Origin of the sequence: Microbacterium sp., from assembly GCF_047607465.1 — a bacterium.
Lineage (GTDB): Bacteria > Actinomycetota > Actinomycetes > Actinomycetales > Microbacteriaceae > Microbacterium.
In genome coordinates this window covers 16,754-31,954 of the sequence record NZ_JASGCY010000088.1, presented here as the reverse complement: position 1 = coordinate 31,954, position 15,201 = coordinate 16,754, and the positions used below count along the sequence as shown (strand labels likewise).

The window sequence follows — 15,201 nt, the reverse complement described above, 5'->3', positions numbered from 1 at the left end:
GCGCGAGGCCGCGGGGGAACGCGAGGCCCCGGGGGAGCCGGAGGCCGCGGGTCGCGGTGCCGGCTCCGCCATCGAAGGCGGCCTGCGCGGCGTCGGCCCGGGAGGCGGCGGTGAGCAGCTCACAGGAGGCGGGCGTCATAGCGTTCTCCTCGTCCGATGGCGTTGGATCCGAAAGCGTTGGATCCGAAAACATCGGATCCGAAAACATCGGATCCGAGCCGGATGCGTGCAGAAAACAGAGCCGGCGATCACGACCGCGACGATCACGGTGGCCGCCGGTATCCGTCCTGCTCTTCTGCCCCTGTTCTGCCAGAAAGAGACCGAGCGGACGTCAGCCGCGGACAGCGGCGAGGGCGGCGGCGAAGCGCGCGGCGCGCTTCTCGATGTCGGCCCAGTCGCGGGCGGCGAGCGACGCGCTGTTGGCGAGGTCGCCGCCCGCGCCGACGGCTACGGCGCCCGCCGCGAACCAGTCCGCGAGGTTGAGGGGGCTGACGCCGCCGGTGGGCATGAGGGGAGCAGTGGGGAACGGCCCGCGCAGCGCTGACAGGTACGAGGGGCCACCGAGGGATGCGGGGAAGATCTTCACGACGTCGACGCCGAGCTCGAGCGCTCCCATCACCTCGGTCGGGGTCATCGCCCCCGTCATCACCACCCGTCCGGTGTCGAGCATGGCGCGGGTGAGGTGCGGCAGCGTGCCGGGGCTCACGAGGAACTCCGCTCCGGCCTCGGCCGCCTGCGTCGCCTGCTCGGCGGTGGTCACGGTGCCCGCTCCGACATAGGCGGCGTCGCCGTGGCGGGCGATGAGCTCGCGGATCACCGCCGGCGCATCGGGTGTCGAGAACGTCACCTCGATGCCCGTCACCCCGCCGCGGATGATCGCCTCCGAGGCTTCCAGGGCGAGCTCGGGGGTGGCGGCGCGGAGCACGGCGAGCACCCCGGTCGTGCGGGCACGGTCAAGACGGTCGGTCATCGGCACTCCTTCGGGGATGCTGTCCATTCTGCCGCGTTCCGCCCCGGTATGCCGCCGTGCGTCTCAGCGCCATGCCTCGACGGCGTCCTTCGCCTCCTTGAGCCCGACGCCGGTGTGCTCGCGGTAGACCTTGATCGCCTCGATCTTGCGCCCGACGGCGAGGAGCCCGTCGATCTCGGCGGAGACGGATGCCGACAGCATCCGGCCTGCGATCGGCGCTGGCACGCTCGGAGCGTACGGCACCGACGACGCCGGCCACGCCTCGACGGCGTCCTTGGCCTCCTTGAGGCCGACGCTGGTGTGCTCGCGGTAGACCTTGATCGCCTCGATCCTGCGCCCGACGGCGATGAGGCGTGAGATCTCGGCGGCGGCCTCGGGGGAGAGGGTGCGCAGAGCGCTGCGGATCACCGGCACGGCCGTCGTCGACGGGGCCGGGTTCTCGGGCACTTGCGGGCGCATCGCGCGCAGCGCGAGGCGCAGGCCCAGGACGACGACGATCACGACGACGACGACGAGGGCGACGAAGACGATCTCCATCGCTCCAGCCTAAGCGCGACCAGGGGTTTCCCACCCGGCCGCCGCTACCCTGGAAGGCATGACCGATTCTCCCCGCACGCGCCAGACGCGACCGGCATCCGCGTCCCGTCCGGGGACGATCCGCGAGACCGGCGGTGCGCAGGTGCGCCCCCGGACCGAGGGATGGACGCAGCAGAAGGATGCCGAGGGGCGCCCGCTCCTGCAGTTCGCCAGCCCCAAGCGCGGCAGGCCGCCGGTGCACCTCGCCGACCTCACGCCCACCGAGCGGATCGAGAAGGTGAAGGAGCTCGGCCTGCCGGGGTTCCGCGCGAAGCAGTTGTCGACCCACTACTTCCGTCACTACACCTCCGATCCCGCGGAGATGACCGACCTTCCCGCCGGCATCCGTGACGAACTGGTCGCAGGTCTCCTGCCTCCGCTGCTCACCGAGGTGCGCCGCCTGGAGACCGACCGCGGCGATACGATCAAATTCCTGTGGCGTCTGCACGACGGTGCGCTCGTCGAGTCGGTGCTCATGCGCTACCCGGGCCGCATCACGCTGTGCGTGTCGAGCCAGGCGGGCTGCGGCATGAACTGCCCCTTTTGCGCCACCGGACAGGCTGGACTCACCCGCAACATGTCGACGGCGGAGATCGTCGAGCAGATCGTGCGCGCGAACCGGGCGATCGCGAACGGCGAGCTCGGTGGCAAGCGCCGCGACGATCATTCGATGGAGCGCGTCAGCAACATCGTGTTCATGGGCATGGGAGAGCCGCTCGCGAACTACAAGCGCGTGATGGACGCGGTGCGCGTCATGGTCGCCGAGCAGCCAGAAGGACTCGGCATGAGCGCGCGCGGCATCACGGTGTCGACCGTCGGGCTCGTGCCCGCGATCAACAAGCTCGCCGACGAGAACATCCCGGTGACCTTCGCGCTCTCGCTGCACGCCCCCGACGATCACCTCCGCGACGAGCTCATCCCGGTGAACTCGCGCTGGAAGGTCGACGAGGCTCTCGACGCCGCGTACGGCTACTACGCCAAGACCGGCCGTCGGGTTTCGATCGAGTACGCGCTCATCAAGGACATGAACGACCACGCCTGGCGTGCCGACCTGCTTGCCGAGAAGCTGAACGCCCGCGGTCGCGGCTGGGTGCACGTGAACCCGATCCCGCTGAACCCGACGCCTGGGTCCATCTGGACCTCGTCCGAGAAGGACGTGCAGAACGAGTTCGTCCGCCGGCTCAACGATGCCGGCATCCCGACGACCCTGCGCGACACCCGCGGCAAGGAGATCGACGGTGCCTGCGGCCAGCTCGTGGCCACCACCGAGGACGAGGCCGCCGCGGCATCCTTCGCCTGATTCCCGCCGCCGTCGGCGGAAAGCGGATGCAGGGCGAGGTCAGCGCTTCGAGCCCTCCGGCTAGCCGCCGTCGCGCGGCGTGCGGACGCTGACGAGCGAGCCCGCGCCGTCGACGAGCTCGGCCCACGAGTGCGCATCGAGCGTGCACTCGGCCACCGCGCACGTGGGCATCTCGACGAACGAGCCGGTGAGCTCGTGGACCGCGTCGCTCATGCCGGGGTTGTGGCCGACGAGCATGGCGGTGCCGCTCTCATCGGGGAGCATCGAGGCGATCTGCAGGATGGCATGAGCGGATGCCGCGTACAGCAGCGGCTCTTCGGCGAGGTCGAGCCCGAAGGCCGCAGCGTACGCCGACGCCGTGCTGCGGGCGCGCAGCGCCGTGCTCGAGACGATGAGGTCGAGCACGACCCCCTCGTCGCGCAGTCGACGCGCCATTGCGGGAGCGTTCTCCCGGCCGCGGGGGTTGAGGGGGCGGTCGTGGTCGGCGAGCGCGGGGGCGCCCCAGTCCGACTTCGCGTGACGGGCGAGGAGCAGCGTCTTCATGCCGTAAGCCTGTCACCGCACGCGCGTGCGCGCACCTGCGAACCTGTGTGCGCGTGCAGGGTTCATGCGGGGGACGCACAGGCGCGCCTTCCTACCCTGGAAGGATGCCTTACTCCGCGCATCGCCCTGGCCGGATGGACTCGCAGGGACGGATCACGTTCGAGACCGACGCCCCCGCCGGCGAGGTCTCCGACGATGACCTCGATTTCCTCCGCTCCTTCGAGCCGACGGGCTCGGAGCGCCCGGTTGACGAGGGCCCGGTCGCCGAGACCCCGATCTCCGAGCGAGCCGAGCGAGACGAAACGCAGGGCACGTCGATGGCCCCCAGGCCCCGGGCGCCGAAGCCGAAGAAGACCCGCGTCCCCGGCTCGCGCCTGCGGACGCTGGCGATCCTCGGCGGCGCCGACGGCGACGTGCTCGACCGCGTCCCCGGCGAGACCCCGCGCTTCGTGCAGATGTTCTTCGTGCTGGCCGGCACCGCCCTCGTCTCGGCGATCTCGATGGCCTTCGCGCTGGTCACCGGCGTCGGGGCTCTGATCTGGCTGGCCGTTCTCCTCGCGATCGTGTGGGCCCTGATCATCTTCAACCTCGACCGCTTCCTCACCTCGACCATGGCGTCGACGAAGAACATCTGGAAGCTCGTCGGCCTCGCCATCCCGCGTGTGATCATGGCCGCCATCATCGGGTTCGTCGTCGCCGAGCCCCTCGTGCTGCAGATCTTCCACAACGACATCGCCCGCGAGGTCGCCGCGACGAACATCGTCCAGGCGCAGGCCGACCAGGACGCCCTGGAATCGGGGCCGGAGCGCAAGGCGCTGGATGCGGCATCCGCTCGTCTCGCCGAACTGCAGAACCAGGCGGCGACGGGCATCGTCGCCGGCACCGATTCGGCATCCGCCAGCGAGAGCGCTGCGCAGTCGACGGTCGACGACCTCACCGCCAAGATGGCCGCGCAGCAGGCCGTGATCGATCAGGCGCGCACGCTCTACCAGTGCGAGCTGACCGGTGAAGGGGCAGGCACGGTTCCCGGCTGCACCGGCGTGAACGGCGAGGGGGCGAGTTCGGATGCCGCCAAGTCGCAGCTCGAGCAGGCGCAGCAGACCTACGACGCGCTCGCCGCGCAGCTGCGCGCCGCGAACGACGAGCTCGACGCCGTCGGCACCGCCGCCCAGCAGAGCACGGCCGCCGCGGAGAAGCAGAACAGGGCGGATGCCGAGGCGCAGCTGCCCGCCGCGCAGAAGACCTACGATGCGGCGCTCGCCGCGTACAACGCGCGGGCGGATGCCGTCGCTCAGGGGAACGCCGGGGCGACGGGTCTGCTCAGCCAGATCAGCGGCCTCGGGCGTCTGGGCGAGAAGGAGCCGGCGATCCACTGGGCGCACCTGCTCATCGCCGCGCTGTTCTTCATGATCGAGCTGCTGCCGGTGCTCGTGAAGGTGCTGACCTCGTACGGCGAGCCCTCTCTGTACGAGAAGGCGGCCGACGTGCGCAAGCAGGTCGCGCTGGACCGGGTGACGGCCGAGGGTTTCCGCGAGCGCGCCGAGATCGTCACCGCGACGGCGGCGCCTGCTGCTGCGGCGCCCGCTCAGGCGACCTGACGTTCTACCGCGCCCGTGCTCTCTCCGCGCAGGAGCGCGGCGACCGTCTCCGTCGCGCACGTGCGCGCGGCGACGGCGAGTGAACGGATCAGCGCGACGGTCGACGGGGGCGAGGCCCAGGGCACGCCGGTGACGGCGGCCTCGATGAGGGCCAGCGGATGCTGCAGCGACGCGTCGTGCTGACGGGCGTCCTCCGCGCCGAGCCATTCGACGAGCTCGATGATGGTCCATTCGGGGTTGATTGGGCCAAGAACTGGTGACGACATCGCGATCAGGGTGCTCATTGGTCCAGAATCGACGCTTATGAGCATGATTGACAGTGCCAATTCGCGTCGGGTGGTCCCTTATGCGGCGGATGGACCACCCACGGCGAGCGCTCCTCGTGCGACAGAGAGCCCGCGACGCGCTGACGCCTCGCTCGTCCGGGCCGGAGACGTGTCGACCGAGCAGCTGGCTTCGCGTCTGGGGCGCTGGACGCAGGGCGACGGCACCCTCGCCGCGCGGCTGTCGGAGGGCATCGGCGCGCTCATCCGCGGAGGAGAGCTGCGGCCCGGCGACCGGCTGCCGCCCGAGCGCACGCTGGCCGCAGCGACTGCTGTCTCCCGCGGCACGGTCGTCGCCGCCTACGCCGATCTCGCCGCCTGCGGGCTCGTCGAGCGCCGGCAGGGGAGCGGCACCAGGGTCGCGGGCTCTCCGGCATCCGCTGTTCCGTTTGGCCGTCCGGGGCGGGGCGAAGCGCTGTTCTCGGCTCTCCCCAACGCGATCGATCTGCTGCGATCGGTGCCGCAGATCTCGGACCCGGCGGTGCGACTCATCACCGCGCACACGCCGCGTCTCGACCTCGCCCTGTTGCCGGAGACGGACCCGGCGGGACTCGCCGTGCTGCGCGAGCAGATCGCCGACCTGTTCCGCCGCGAGGGCACGCCGACGACGCCGGAGCAGATCCTCGTCACCCACGGCGCCCAGCAGGCGATCAGCCTCGTGGTGAACGCCCTCGTCGGGCCCGGCGACGTCGTGCTCGCCGAGGAGATCACCTGGCCGGGCGTCACCGACTCGGTCGGTCTGCGCGGCGGCATCGTGCACGGTATCCCGATGACCGCTGATGGTCTCGACGTCGACGCGCTGGAGGTCGCGATGGCGCGGCTGCGCCCCGCGCTGGTCGCGATCAATCCGCATCACCAGAACCCGACCGGCACGCGGCTGCCGCCGGCGGCTCGGCACCGCGTCGCCGAGCTCGCCGCGCGCTACGGAGTGCCCGTCATCGAGGACCGCGTGCTCGCGGGCATCTCCTTCGACGGGGTGGTGCCACCCTCGCTCGCGGCAGAGCGGCCGGATGCCCCGGTCATCGTCGTCGAATCGGTGTCGAAGTGGGCGTGGGCGGGGCTGCGCATTGGCTGGCTGCGCGCGGACCCAGTGCTGGTGCGTCGGCTCCGCGGCGCGCGGCAGCTGGCCGATCAGTCCACGAGCGTCCCCGCGCAGCTGCTCGCGCTCGACCTGCTCGCGCACGCCGACGAGCTCCGCCGTGAGAACAGCCGCATCCATCAGGACCGGCTTCGGCTGCTGCAGTCGCTCATGGCCGAGCACCTGCCCGAATGGACGAGCACGCCGCCGCGCGGCGGCCTGTCGCTGTGGGCGCGACTGCCCGTGGGGTCGGCCGACGCGCTCTCCCGGGTGGCGGCGGCGCACGGCGTCTCGGTCGCGGGTTCTGCCGCCTTCGCAGCATCCACCGCCGGCGACGACCACATCCGCATCCCGTACACGGCCCCCGACGCGGTGCTCGCCGAGGCGATCGTGCGGCTCGGGGCGGCGTGGCGCGAGTACCGCGCGACGCTGTGATGGTCGGGCCGCACAGCGTGCGGACGCAGAGCGCTGCGGTATGCGGTGAACCTCCAGCGTCGACGTCTAGCGTGTCGGGCATGAGCCCTCGCCGTTCCTCCGCCGTCGTGTCCGCCGTCGGCGTCGGCGCCGTCGTCCTGTACGCCGCCGTCGCCGCCCTGCAGATCCTCGTCCTCAACCCGCTCGCCGCCGCTCCCGGCCGCACGCTCGCCGAGATCCGCGGCGAGATGAGCGCGGCGGGGGAGACACTGAACGAGGGGATGGCCCTCGGCATCCTCGGCGTCGGCGTGGTCATCGCGCTCGTAGTCGCGGCGATCAGCATCCGCTCCTCGGCGCCGGCGGCGCTGACGGCCATGCTCTTCTGCGGCGTGCTCACGTTCGGGGCTCCGGCGTACTTCGCCGCGTCGTTCGGCGCCGGCATGGGGCTCGCCGACACCTACGGCATCAGCGGCGGCGACCACGCGCCCTGGGGCGGCGTGCTGTTCGCGGTGAGCCTGCTGGCCTTCGGCGCAGCCGTTGGCCTCGCGGTGACGGTGGGCCGCGCCCCTCGCCGCATCGCGGCGCCCGCCTGACGGGTAGCCGGTAGCGTGGAGTCATGGTCAACTATCGCTACCTCGGCAACAGCGGATTCAAGGTCTCTGAGATCACCTACGGCAACTGGGTCACCCACGCCTCGCAGGTCGGCGACGACGCCGCGATCAAGACCGTGCACGCCGCTCTCGATGCCGGCATCACGACCTTCGACACGGCCGACACCTACGCGAACACGGCCGCGGAGGTCGTGCTCGGCAAAGCCCTCGAAGGGCAGCGCCGCGAGGGGCTGGAGATCTTCACGAAGGTCTACTTCCCCACCGGCCCCAAGGGCCCGAACGACACCGGACTCAGCCGCAAGCACATCCTCGAATCGATCAACGGATCGCTCAAGCGCCTCGGCACCGACTACGTCGACCTGTACCAGGCGCACCGCTTCGACTACGAGACCCCGCTGGAGGAGACCTTCCAGGCGTTCGCCGACGTCGTCCGAGCGGGCAAGGCGCTCTACATCGGCGTGTCGGAGTGGACCGCCGAGCAGCTGCGCGAGGGGCACGCGCTGGCGACGCAGCTGGGCGTGCAGCTCATCTCGAACCAGCCGCAGTACTCGATGCTGCACCGTGTGATCGAGGGCAAGGTCGTGCCGACGTCCGAGGAGCTCGGCATCTCGCAGATCGTGTGGTCGCCGATGGCGCAGGGCGTGCTCAGCGGCAAGTACCTTCCCGGTCAGCCCGTGCCCGACGGCTCGCGTGCGACCGATCCGCACAGCGGCGCCCATTTCATTCAGAGGCTGCTGCGCGACGACATCCTCGAGGCCGTGCAGCGGCTGAAGCCGATCGCCGCGGAGGCCGGCCTCACCATGCCGCAGCTCGCGATCGCGTGGGTGCTGCAGAACCCGAACGTGGCTGCGGCGCTCGTGGGCGCTTCGCGCCCGGAGCAGCTCGCCGACAGCGTCAGGGCCTCAGGTGTGACGCTCGATGCCGACACCATGGCCGCGATCGACGCCGCGCTCGGAGACGTGCCCAACCGCGATGCCGAGGACACGTACTCGGTCTCGCCGAGGACCCGCTTGGTCTGAGTCGTCGCGCTGCTGTTCCCATCGTCGCGCTACTGTTTCCATCGTCGCGCTGCTCTTGTCTGCATCCGCTATCGAAATCTCAGCAGCGCGAGCGGAGAACAGTAGCGCGACGCAAGGAACGGCAGCGCGACGCAAGGAACAGCAGCGCGACGCAAACGGAACAGCAGCGCGACGCAAACGGAACGGCAGCGCAACGCCGGGTCTCGCCAGCGGCGCCCGGTCTCGCAAAATCCGCTCTGGTCGCGGCGGATGCTCGGTGCCATCATCAAGCTATGAAAAAACTGTGGAGGGGTGCATCCGTCGTCGTTCTCGCCGCGATGCTGTCGGGGTGCGCGCAGAGCGCGCCCACGGATACTGGAGCCGGAACCGGAGGAACCACCGGTGGTGCTGAGCAGGCGGGCGAGTCGTCCGCCGGCGGTGCGGCGGAGACGGACGGCGGCGGTGCCGGCGGATGCGCGGGCGACCTCGACGACGATCTGAAGCCGTTCAGCAGCGACCTCGTCACCGAGCCGATTCCGGATCACGCGGTCTACGGCGACGGCAGTGAGATCTCGTTCACCACGTCGCTCGGGGCGGGGCTCACCCCGGCGTACGAACTGCTGAAGTTCGTCGACGGGACGCCGACGTTCTACACCGGCGGGTTCTGGGACGACGCGGGCGACGGCCGCTACACGCTCGCGCTCAACGTCTTCGACTCCGATCTGGACGGCCAGGAGGGCCTCATCGAGGTCACCGCCATCCCCGACGGCGTGACGTTCGAGGACGAGCGGTACGAAGGCGAGAACGTCGTGCTCGGCATCTACTGCGTGACGTTCGCCGTCGAGGAGTAGATGTCGGTCAGCCGACCGTGATGTCGACCTGGATCTCCGTCGCCAGGCGCTCGAGGTCGGCGCGCAGCGCCTCGAGATCAGCGGATGCCGGAACCCGGGCCGTCACGGACGCCTCGAACAGCCGGCCTCCGGCCATCGCCGCGTCGCGGGTCTCGGTCGCGAGCTCTTCGATGCTCAGCGCGTGGGCGTTCAGCACGCCGGAGATCTCGCGCACGATGCCTGGCCGGTCGTTGCCGAGCACCTGGATCTCGAGAACCCGGTCATCGGATGCTGCCGGTGCGGCTGCCGCGCCGACATCCGTCCCGGTGCGCACGGCGATCGTCAGGAGCCCGTCGAGGTCCTGCAGCGCCTGCTCCAGGTCGGTGGCGCGCTCGGGCGCGACGGAGAGCTCGATGACGCCGGCGAAGGTGCCGGCGAGCTCGGCAAGGCTGCTGTTCTCCCAGTTGCCGCCATGCGCGTCGACGACGTCGGCGACCGCGGCGACGAGGCCAGGACGATCAGGACCCGCGACGGTGAGGATCAGAGTTGTCATGGCAGAAGCGTAGTCCGCACCCCAGCCCGCCTCACTCCACCCAGTCGCCGGTCTCCAGGAAGCGCTCGAGCCGGGCGCGGTGCGGGGCGAGATCCCAGCCCTGCTCGGCCACCCACTCATCGGAATAGTACGTGCCCGCGTAGCGCACGCCGCCGTCGCAGATGAGCGTCACGACGCTGCCGGTCTCGCCCGCGGCGCGCATGCGCGCGATGAGCTGGAACGCGCCGTACAGGTTCGTGCCGGTCGAGCCGCCGGCCCAGTGCAGGGTGCGCTCCTTCAGCAGCCGGATCGCGGCGATGGACCCGGCATCCGGTACGCGGATCATCTCGTCGATGACGGTGGGAACGAATGACGGCTCCATCCGCGGGCGTCCGATGCCCTCGATCCGCGAGGGGCGTCCGGCCGGAGCATCCGTCGTCCCCGCCCAGCTGTCGTAGAAGGCCGACCCCTCAGGGTCGACCACGGCGACCTGCGTCTCATGCCGACGGTACCTCACGTAGCGGCCGAAGGTCGCGCTCGTGCCGCCCGTGCCTGCGCCTACGACGATCCAGCGGGGGATCGGATGCCGCTCCTCGGCGAGTTGGCTGAACACGCTCACGGCGATGTTGTTGTTGCCTCGCCAGTCGGTCGCCCGCTCCGCGAACGTGAACTGGTCGAGGTAGTGGCCACCGCACTCCGCGGCCAGCCGTCGCGCCTCGGTCGAGATCTCGGAGGCGAGCTCGACGAAGTGGCAGCGGCCGCCGTAGAACTCGATGAGATCGATCTTCTCCTGGCTCGTCGACCGAGGCACCACGGTGATGAAGGTGAGCCCCAACATCCGCGCGAAGTACGCCTCCGAGACGGCGGTCGATCCGGACGAGGACTCCACGAGCACGGTGTCTTCGCGGATGCGTCCGTTGACGAGGCCGTACAGGATCAGCGAGCGGGCCAGGCGGTGCTTGAGCGAGCCGGTCGGATGCACCGACTCGTCCTTCAGGTAGAGGTCGATGCCCCAGTCGGCCGGCAGCGGGAACAGGTGCAGGTGCGTGTCGGCGCTGCGGTTGGCGTCGGACTCCAGCAGGGCGATCGCGGCACTGGTCCAGGAGGTCATGCTCCGAGGGTACCCGGGGTGGTCACACGGATGCGGCGCCGATGCCGGGGCATTCGGCCTGGCTTGGCCGCGAGACGTCATCGCGCGAGAGTAGGGTCACGTGTCATGAGCGCTTTCACCAGTGACGCCGTCCGCGTCGTGCCGCGTCGCGGAACGAACGCCGGACTGTTCTTCGCGCTCGGCGCCGCGGTGTCGTTCGGCATGTCCGGCATCTTTGCGCGCGGACTCATCGAGGCGGGCTGGAGCCCCGGAGCCGCGGTCACGGTGCGCATGGGGGTCGCGGCCCTCGTGCTGCTCGCGCCGACCCTGCGAGCCCTGCGCGGCAAGTGGGACGCGGTGCGCCGCAACGTTGGCGTGATCCTGCTCTACGGGATGCTCGCGGTCACGCTGGCGCAGCTGTGCTACTTCCAGGCGGTCGCCGTGATGGACGTCGGCATCGCCCTGCTCATCGAGTACACGGCGCCCATCGCCGTGGTGTTCTGGCTGTGGATCCGCCGGGGCGAGAAGCCCAGCCGCCGCAGCCTGATCGGCGCGGTCGTCGCCTTCGTCGGACTCGTCCTCATGCTCGACATCCTCACCGGGGCGCAGGTGAACCTCGTCGGCATCCTGTTCGCACTCGGCTCGATGGTCGGCGCGGCCGCCTACTTCCTGCTCTCCGGCAAGGGCGACACCGGTCTGCCGCCCCTCGCGCTCGCCGGGCTCGGCTTGCTGATCGGTGCGCTCGGTCTCGCCCTCGCCGGTGCGATCGGAGTGCTCCCCTTCGAGTGGACCACTGCCGACGTGGAGTACAGCGTGATCACGGTGCCCTGGTTCATACCGGTGCTCGCGATAGGCGTCATCGCTACGGCTCTTGCCTACGTCCTCGGCATCGCTTCGACGCGCATCCTCGGTTCCCGCCTGTCCTCGTTTATCGCCCTGTCCGAGGTGGTCACGGCGATGGTGCTCAGCGCGCTCATGCTCGGACAGGTCCCCGGGCCAGCCCAGGCGATCGGCGGTGCGCTCGTGCTCGCGGGCGTCGTCGTGGTCAAGCTGGGGGAGTCGGATGCCGCCGCTCCCGCACTCGTCGTCGAAGCCCTTCCGGCGGGGTCGGTTCCGCCGCGCGACCGCTGATCGGCCTGCGGCCGCCCCCCGTTCCGCGCCGAGCGCGCCGTAATGTATACCTGATCATCGATTCCATCGCGGATGAATGCCAGTTCTCGCGTTTATGTATACACTAACCTCATGACCCTCGCCGCGGACCGCATGACCGCGAGCGATCGCGCCTATGCGGAGCTGCTCGACGGCATCCAGTCCGGAGCGCTGCCCGCTGGCTTCGTGCTCGGCGAGGTCGAGCAGGCCGCGCGGCTCGGCATCAGCCGGACGCCGATGCGCGAGGCGCTGCGCCGGCTCGCCGCCGACGGACTCGTCGTGCAGCAGTCGCCGCGGGTCACGGTCGTGGCGGATCTGGATGCCGACGACATCCGCGCCCTGTTCGAGATCCGTCGCGCGCTCGAGGAGACCTCCGCGCGTCTGGCCGCCGCGCGCGGCGACGCGGCGCTCTTCGCCGAGCTCGCTGCCGAGTTCGCCCGTGTCGACCTCTCCGCGGCGGTCGGCCGAGACGCGTACTACGCGCTGATCGCGCGGTTCGACGCCGCCCTCGATGCCGCGGTCGACAACGACTACATCGCTTCGGCCCTGCGCACGGTGCGCACGCACCTCGTCCGCGTGCGGCGGATGGCGCGCGATAGACCAGCCCGCCTCGCCGCATCCGCCGCCGAGCACCGCACCATCGCGCAGGCTCTCGCCGCCCGCGACGCCGATCTCGCCGCCCACGCGACCCACGTGCACCTGCACAACGCGCTCGCCAGCATCCTCGAGACCCTGACCGAAGGAACGAAATGACCGTCACCCACCACGTCCGCGTCCACCGCAGCGACGAGAATCTCGAACGCACGGGCCAGCTCGCCTGGAAGATCGCCGAGGTCGCCGCCGACCCCGTCGAGGTCGAGCCCGCCGTCATCGACATGATCATCAACCGCATCATCGACAACGCCTCGGTCGCCGCGGCTTCGCTGAACCGTGGGCCGATCATCGCCGCGCGCGCCCAAGCGCTGTCGCACCCGGTCTCCACCGGCGGCGCCGGCTCCTCGATCTTCGGCCTCGCGGCCGAGAAGTCCAGCCCCGAGTGGGCGGCGTGGGCGAACGGCGTGGCCGTGCGCGAGCTCGACTACCACGACACCTTCCTCGCCGCCGAGTACTCGCACCCCGGCGACAACATCCCGCCGATCCTCGCGGTCGCCCAGCACGTCGGCAAGGACGGCCGCGCGCTCGTGCGAGGCATCGCCACCGGCTACGAGATCCAGGTCGACCTCGTGCGCTCGATCTGCCTGCACAAGCACAAGATCGACCACGTCGCCCACATCGGCCCGTCGGCCGCCGCCGGCATCGGCACCCTCCTCGACCTCGACGTCGAGACGATCTACCAGGCCGTGGGCCAGGGGCTGCACACGACCACCGCAACTCGCCAGTCGCGCAAGGGTGAGATCTCCACATGGAAGGCGCACGCTCCGGCGTTCGCCGGCAAGATGGCCGTCGAGGCCGTCGACCGCGCGATGCGCGGCCAGACCTCGCCGTCGCCGATCTACGAGGGCGAAGACGGCGTCATCGCCTGGATGCTGGACGGCAAGGACGCTTCCTACGACGTGCCGCTGCCCGCCAAGGGCGAGCCCAAGCGCGGCATCCTCGACACCTACACCAAGGAGCACTCGGCCGAGTACCAGGCGCAGGCCTGGATCGACCTGGCCCGCAAGCTGCACAACGAGCGCCCCGATCTGGCGGATCCCGCCAACATCCAGGCGATCGTGCTGCACACCAGCCACCACACCCACTACGTGATCGGCTCGGGCGCGAACGACCCGCAGAAGTACGACCCGCAGGCCTCGCGCGAGACCCTCGACCACTCGATCCCCTACATCTTCGCCGTCGCGCTGCAGGACGGCGGCTGGCACCACGTGGACTCCTACGCCCCTGAGCGGGCGGCGCGCCCCGACACCGTCGAGCTGTGGCACAAGATCACCACGGCCGAGGATGCCGAGTGGACCCGCCGCTACCACTCGGAGGACCCGAACGAGAAGGCCTTCGGCGGCCGCGTCGAGATCGAGCTGGCTGACGGCACGACGCTCGTCGACGAGATCGCCGTGGCCGACGCGCATCCGCTCGGCGCCCGTCCGTTCGCCCGCGAGGACTACATCCGCAAGTTCCGCATCCTCGCCGAGCCCGTGCTCGAAGAGGCCGAGATCGAGCGCTTCCTCGCCCTCGTGCAGCGCCTGCCCGAGCTCGACGCCGCCGAGGTGCGCCAGCTCAACATCGTCGCCAGGGCCGGCGTGATCGACCTCGCGTCGGCGCCGAAGGGCCTGTTCTGATGCTGTACTCGACCGCCACCCCCGCCGAGAAGCGCAAGCAGCTGCGTGAGCGGCTCGCGTCGGGGGAGCTCGTGCGCTTCCCCGGCGCGTTCAATCCGCTCAGCGCCCGGCTCATCGAGCGCAAGGGCTTCGAGGGCGTCTACATCTCGGGCGCCGTGCTCGCCGCCGACCTCGGGCTGCCCGACATCGGACTCACCACCCTCACCGAGGTCGCCGGCCGCGGCGCGCAGATCGCGCGCATGACCGAGCTGCCGGCGATCATCGACGCCGACACCGGCTTCGGTGAGCCGATGAACGCCGCGCGCACTATCCAGGAGCTCGAGAACGCCGGGCTCGCCGGATGTCACATCGAGGACCAGATCAACCCGAAGCGCTGCGGTCACCTCGACGGCAAGGCCGTGGTCGATGAGGACACCGCGATCAAGCGCGTCCGCGCCGCGGTGGACGCTCGACGCGACCCGGACTTCCTCATCATGGCGCGCACCGACATTCGTGCGGCCGATGGGCTGGATGCTGCGATCGACCGCGCGAAGGCGCTGGTGGATGCCGGTGCCGACGCGATCTTCCCGGAGGCGATGCGCACACTCGAGGAGTTCGAGGCGGTCGCGAACGCGGTGGACGTGCCGATCCTGGCGAACATGACCGAGTTCGGCAAGAGCGAGCTCTTCCCCGTCGACGCGCTTCGCGACGCGGGGGTGCGCATCGTCATCTGGCCGGTGTCGCTGCTGAGGATCGCGATGGGCGCGGCGGGCCGCACACTGGATACGCTGAACGACGAAGGGCACCTGACGTCGAAGCTCGGTGAGATGCAGCACCGCGCCGACCTCTACGACCTCATCGATTACGAGCACTACAACCACTTCGACACGAGCGTGTTCAACTTCACGATCGAGCGGGACGGTACGAAGGAGTGACC

Annotated in this window: 16 protein-coding genes; 10 read left to right on the top strand and 6 right to left on the bottom strand. The window is 70.4% G+C overall.

Annotated features, from left to right (window positions below; genetic code table 11):
* Positions 1-331: 331 nt before the first annotated feature.
* Both QM568_RS12805 and QM568_RS12800 read right to left on the bottom strand, forming a co-directional pair.
* Positions 332-970, bottom strand: a complete 639-nt coding sequence (locus QM568_RS12805) for a bifunctional 4-hydroxy-2-oxoglutarate aldolase/2-dehydro-3-deoxy-phosphogluconate aldolase (RefSeq protein WP_415139436.1) — start codon at positions 968-970, stop codon at positions 332-334.
* A 63-nt stretch (positions 971-1,033) separates the two neighbouring features.
* Complete coding sequence (locus tag QM568_RS12800) at positions 1,034-1,507, bottom strand: ribosomal protein L7/L12 (protein ID WP_415139433.1); 474 nt, start codon at positions 1,505-1,507, stop codon at positions 1,034-1,036.
* A gap of 58 nt (positions 1,508-1,565) precedes the next feature.
* On the opposite strand from QM568_RS12800, the gene rlmN reads away from it, so the two are divergent.
* Positions 1,566-2,846: a 23S rRNA (adenine(2503)-C(2))-methyltransferase RlmN gene (gene rlmN / locus QM568_RS12795; protein WP_415139431.1), complete on the top strand. Its 1,281-nt coding sequence runs from the start codon at positions 1,566-1,568 to the stop codon at positions 2,844-2,846.
* 60 nt (positions 2,847-2,906) lie between these two features.
* Here rlmN and QM568_RS12790 read toward each other — a convergent pair whose 3' ends face one another.
* Positions 2,907-3,389 carry a SixA phosphatase family protein gene (locus QM568_RS12790; RefSeq protein ID WP_415139429.1) on the bottom strand — a complete coding sequence of 161 codons (483 nt, stop codon included), beginning with the start codon at positions 3,387-3,389 and terminating at the stop codon, positions 2,907-2,909.
* A gap of 104 nt (positions 3,390-3,493) precedes the next feature.
* Here QM568_RS12790 and QM568_RS12785 point away from each other — a divergent pair, with 104 nt between their 5' ends.
* Positions 3,494-4,987, top strand: a complete 1,494-nt coding sequence (locus QM568_RS12785; protein WP_415139427.1) for a DUF4407 domain-containing protein — start codon at positions 3,494-3,496, stop codon at positions 4,985-4,987.
* Here the strand turns inward: QM568_RS12785 and QM568_RS12780 are convergent.
* Entirely contained in the window at positions 4,975-5,271 is a 297-nt protein-coding gene (locus tag QM568_RS12780; RefSeq protein WP_415139425.1) for a hypothetical protein, read from the bottom strand. The two genes, QM568_RS12785 and QM568_RS12780, sit on opposite strands and share 13 nt — an antisense overlap.
* A 151-nt stretch (positions 5,272-5,422) precedes the next feature.
* On the opposite strand from QM568_RS12780, the gene QM568_RS12775 reads away from it, so the two are divergent.
* From QM568_RS12775 to QM568_RS12760, 4 genes are all read left to right on the top strand, one after another.
* The gene (locus QM568_RS12775) at positions 5,423-6,823 is read left to right on the top strand and encodes a PLP-dependent aminotransferase family protein (RefSeq protein WP_415139423.1); all 1,401 of its coding nucleotides are present in this window, start codon (positions 5,423-5,425) and stop codon (positions 6,821-6,823) included.
* 80 nt (positions 6,824-6,903) lie between these two features.
* Positions 6,904-7,395 carry a hypothetical protein gene (locus QM568_RS12770; RefSeq protein ID WP_415139421.1) on the top strand — a complete coding sequence of 164 codons (492 nt, stop codon included), beginning with the start codon at positions 6,904-6,906 and terminating at the stop codon, positions 7,393-7,395.
* A gap of 23 nt (positions 7,396-7,418) precedes the next feature.
* On the top strand, positions 7,419-8,432 hold the full coding sequence (locus QM568_RS12765; RefSeq protein ID WP_415139419.1) for an aldo/keto reductase family protein: 1,014 nt from the start codon (positions 7,419-7,421) through the stop codon (positions 8,430-8,432).
* Between the two features lie 272 nt (positions 8,433-8,704).
* The gene (locus QM568_RS12760) at positions 8,705-9,262 is read left to right on the top strand and encodes a lipoprotein (protein ID WP_415139417.1); all 558 of its coding nucleotides are present in this window, start codon (positions 8,705-8,707) and stop codon (positions 9,260-9,262) included.
* A 7-nt stretch (positions 9,263-9,269) separates the two neighbouring features.
* On the opposite strand, the gene QM568_RS12755 is transcribed toward QM568_RS12760, so the two are convergent.
* A complete protein-coding gene (locus QM568_RS12755; RefSeq protein WP_415139415.1) occupies positions 9,270-9,794 on the bottom strand; it encodes a glycine cleavage system protein R in 525 nt (174 codons plus the stop codon).
* 31 nt (positions 9,795-9,825) lie between these two features.
* Positions 9,826-10,884, bottom strand: a complete 1,059-nt coding sequence (locus QM568_RS12750) for a PLP-dependent cysteine synthase family protein (RefSeq protein WP_415139413.1) — start codon at positions 10,882-10,884, stop codon at positions 9,826-9,828.
* A gap of 105 nt (positions 10,885-10,989) precedes the next feature.
* On the opposite strand from QM568_RS12750, the gene QM568_RS12745 reads away from it, so the two are divergent.
* The 4 genes from QM568_RS12745 (at position 10,990) to prpB (ending at position 15,199) form a co-directional block, all read left to right on the top strand.
* Positions 10,990-11,994: an EamA family transporter gene (locus tag QM568_RS12745; RefSeq protein WP_415139411.1), complete on the top strand. Its 1,005-nt coding sequence runs from the start codon at positions 10,990-10,992 to the stop codon at positions 11,992-11,994.
* 132 nt (positions 11,995-12,126) lie between these two features.
* Positions 12,127-12,765, top strand: coding sequence for a GntR family transcriptional regulator (locus QM568_RS12740; protein WP_415139438.1), 639 nt, complete (start codon positions 12,127-12,129; stop codon positions 12,763-12,765).
* Entirely contained in the window at positions 12,762-14,285 is a 1,524-nt protein-coding gene (locus QM568_RS12735; RefSeq protein ID WP_415139409.1) for an MmgE/PrpD family protein, read from the top strand. The genes QM568_RS12740 and QM568_RS12735 overlap by 4 nt, the downstream gene beginning before the upstream one ends.
* Positions 14,285-15,199, top strand: coding sequence for a methylisocitrate lyase (prpB, locus tag QM568_RS12730; RefSeq protein WP_415139407.1), 915 nt, complete (start codon positions 14,285-14,287; stop codon positions 15,197-15,199). Before QM568_RS12735 ends, prpB begins: the two co-directional genes overlap by 1 nt.
* Positions 15,200-15,201 lie beyond the last annotated feature (2 nt).

Coding starts and splice junctions, on each gene's coding strand:
- QM568_RS12805 (WP_415139436.1), bottom strand. CDS start 970: ATGACCGACCGTCTTGACCGTGCCCGCACGACCGGGGTGCTCGCCGTG.
- QM568_RS12800 (WP_415139433.1), bottom strand. CDS start 1,507: ATGGAGATCGTCTTCGTCGCCCTCGTCGTCGTCGTCGTGATCGTCGTC.
- rlmN (WP_415139431.1), top strand. CDS start 1,566: ATGACCGATTCTCCCCGCACGCGCCAGACGCGACCGGCATCCGCGTCC.
- QM568_RS12790 (WP_415139429.1), bottom strand. CDS start 3,389: ATGAAGACGCTGCTCCTCGCCCGTCACGCGAAGTCGGACTGGGGCGCC.
- QM568_RS12785 (WP_415139427.1), top strand. CDS start 3,494: ATGCCTTACTCCGCGCATCGCCCTGGCCGGATGGACTCGCAGGGACGG.
- QM568_RS12780 (WP_415139425.1), bottom strand. CDS start 5,271: ATGAGCACCCTGATCGCGATGTCGTCACCAGTTCTTGGCCCAATCAAC.
- QM568_RS12770 (WP_415139421.1), top strand. CDS start 6,904: ATGAGCCCTCGCCGTTCCTCCGCCGTCGTGTCCGCCGTCGGCGTCGGC.
- QM568_RS12765 (WP_415139419.1), top strand. CDS start 7,419: ATGGTCAACTATCGCTACCTCGGCAACAGCGGATTCAAGGTCTCTGAG.
- QM568_RS12760 (WP_415139417.1), top strand. CDS start 8,705: ATGAAAAAACTGTGGAGGGGTGCATCCGTCGTCGTTCTCGCCGCGATG.
- QM568_RS12755 (WP_415139415.1), bottom strand. CDS start 9,794: ATGACAACTCTGATCCTCACCGTCGCGGGTCCTGATCGTCCTGGCCTC.
- QM568_RS12750 (WP_415139413.1), bottom strand. CDS start 10,884: ATGACCTCCTGGACCAGTGCCGCGATCGCCCTGCTGGAGTCCGACGCC.
- QM568_RS12745 (WP_415139411.1), top strand. CDS start 10,990: ATGAGCGCTTTCACCAGTGACGCCGTCCGCGTCGTGCCGCGTCGCGGA.
- QM568_RS12740 (WP_415139438.1), top strand. CDS start 12,127: ATGACCGCGAGCGATCGCGCCTATGCGGAGCTGCTCGACGGCATCCAG.
- QM568_RS12735 (WP_415139409.1), top strand. CDS start 12,762: ATGACCGTCACCCACCACGTCCGCGTCCACCGCAGCGACGAGAATCTC.
- prpB (WP_415139407.1), top strand. CDS start 14,285: ATGCTGTACTCGACCGCCACCCCCGCCGAGAAGCGCAAGCAGCTGCGT.